At 40.3% G+C, this 2,615-nt stretch carries 2 protein-coding genes; both read left to right on the top strand.

The window, feature by feature from the left end:
- Positions 1-894: tRNA epoxyqueuosine(34) reductase QueG (queG, locus tag WBM60_RS16985; protein ID WP_424283383.1), on the top strand; the 894-nt coding region annotated here is incomplete at its 5' end.
- A gap of 150 nt (positions 895-1,044) precedes the next feature.
- Entirely contained in the window at positions 1,045-2,361 is a 1,317-nt protein-coding gene (locus WBM60_RS16980) for an MFS transporter (RefSeq protein WP_424259607.1), read from the top strand.
- Positions 2,362-2,615 lie beyond the last annotated feature (254 nt).

Below are 2,615 nucleotides of genomic sequence, written 5' to 3'. Positions count from 1 at the left end.
CTCATCAAAACCGAAGCAAAACGCCTCGGTTTTTTGTCATGTGGGATATCCAGAGCCCAGTTTTTGGAAGAGGAAGCACCCCGTCTCGAACGTTGGTTGAAGGCCAATATGAACGGGGAGATGCAGTATATGGAGAATCATTTTGATAAACGCCTTGATCCGCGCTTATTGGTTGACGGTGCCAAATCTGTTATTTCTCTTTTACTAAATTATTATCCTCATGAAACTCAAAGCGAAAACACCTATAAAGTTTCCAAATACGCCTATGGACAGGATTACCACCATGTTATCAAATCCAAATTAAGACAACTTCAGGAATTTATTTCAGAAGAAATAGGAGAGGTGAACGGTCGTGCTTTTGTAGATTCGGCCCCGGTACTCGACAAGGCATGGGCAGCCAAAAGCGGGCTTGGATGGATTGGGAAACATTCCAATCTTCTAACCCAGCAAATAGGTTCCTTTTACTTTATCGCAGAGCTAATTGTAGACCTGGAACTGGAATGCGATTCCCCGGTCACGGATCATTGCGGCAGCTGCACTGCCTGCATAGATGCCTGCCCCACAGAAGCCATTGTGGAACCTTATGTGGTGGATGGCAGCAAATGTATCTCTTATTTTACCATAGAACTTAAGAATGAAATACCAACCTCTGTAAAAGATAAGTTTGATGACTGGGTCTTTGGTTGTGACGTCTGCCAGGATGTATGCCCCTGGAACAGGTTTTCTAAAGCTCACAATGAACCCTTATTTAATCCGAATCCCGAATTGTTGTCAATGACCAAAAAGGATTGGGAAGAAATCACGGAAGATGTTTTTAAAAAGGTATTTCAAAAATCAGCAGTAAAGCGAACGAAGTTTTCTGGTTTCCAGCGAAACATTGATTTTTTAAAATAAAAGCCCCAGGAACTACAACGTTTTCGAAAGTAAAATGATCAGTTTTTTGGTATGATTTTATTGTTAACAAAGATAAAGGACTATATTGAAGGTCTGTTTACCAAGTATTTACAAAAGGATTAAATTTAATTACTCTACACAGCGTATACTATGAAGATTATGAAACCCGAGTTAAGTTTTTGGCAAATATTCAATATGAACGTCGGTTTTCTCGGCATCCAGTTCAGTTTCGGGTTACAACAGAGTGCAATCAATCCTATTTTTCTTTTTCTGGGGGCACCTGAAGAGATGCTTCCTATTTTAAATATCGCCGGCCCGGTTACAGGTTTGGTCATACAGCCTCTTATTGGGGCTATTTCTGACAAAACATGGTCGCCGCGTTGGGGCCGGAGAAAACCATTTTTCCTTATCGGGGCAATAATTGGAAGTTTGTGTTTGTTCGCATTTCCGTTGAGTCCGGCATTATGGTTTGCGGTCGGGTTATTATGGATTTTAGATGTGGGAAACAACATGGCAATGGAACCCTATAGGGCCTTTGTGGGAGACAAATTACCTAATAAGCAATTGAGTTTGGGTTATCAAATGCAAAGCCTTTTTGTTGGTGCCGGTATTGTATTAGCTAATGCCTCTATTTTCTTGTTCCAGGATTGGTTTGGTGGAGATACTAATTTAGAGGTGGCGGGTTCGATTCCTAAATGGTTGTACTATTCTTTTTTTATTGGTTCGGCTTTATCGGTAACCACCATTTTATGGTCTGTTCTTAAAACCCCGGAAATTCCTCCCAGCGATGAAGAGCTTGCCGAAATTAATTCGCATAAGAAATTGCCTTTTGCAGCTCGTTTTAAAATGCCCTTCGTTGAAATTTCCAAAGCTGTTAAGGAAATGCCCAAGTTTATGTGGAAGCTTTCAGTCGTATATCTTTTTCAATGGTATGCGCTATTCGTGTATTGGCAGTTTATAACACCTTTGTTTATGAAAACTATGGGATATGATCTCTCATCGGCAGCAGCTCAATCGGCAAAAATGAGTACTACGTATAATATTGCAACCGTTGTGGTTGCTTTAGCCTTGGTTCCCTTGACCTTGAAGTATGGCGGAAAGAAAATTTATGCAGCAAGTTTATTGGGTACCGGGCTAGCCTTAATGATGATACCATATATTTCAGATCCAATTTATGTGCTGTTTCCGATGGTATTTTTCGGCATAGGTTGGGCAGCTATGATGGGTATTCCGTATACCATGGTCTCCAAAATTGTACCTCAGGATCGACGTGGTGTGTATATGGGTATTTTGAATATGATGATTGTGATTCCTATGGGAATTGAAACACTTACTTTCGGGCCTATCTTTAAGAACTTCCTGGGGGGCAATGCCATAAACGCAATGCTTTTTGGGGGCACATTTTTTATTATTGCCGCGCTTTTGGCCCTGCGCTTAAACGTGACCGCGGAAGAAAATCAAGCATAGGGGCTAATCCCGGATATCGAAAACTCAATTGTCCCATAACCTCTATGGATGGAAATTGCATTGTAAGAATATTCTTTATTTCTGCAAAAATTAATGAAGGTTCCAAAAGAATTATCCAAAGATTGAAGTAATTTTAATTGTATTCAAAGATATGTTCGTATCCCAAGAAATACTCTTAAATTTGAGATTCAAAATGTATCCATGGCCGACGAGAAAAAAAGAAGAGAAGCACTGATCTATCATGCCAAACCTAC

Origin of the sequence: Eudoraea sp. (assembly GCF_049669105.1) — a bacterium.
Lineage (GTDB): Bacteria > Bacteroidota > Bacteroidia > Flavobacteriales > Flavobacteriaceae > Eudoraea.
This window is presented reverse-complemented; position numbering and strand designations above follow the sequence as displayed.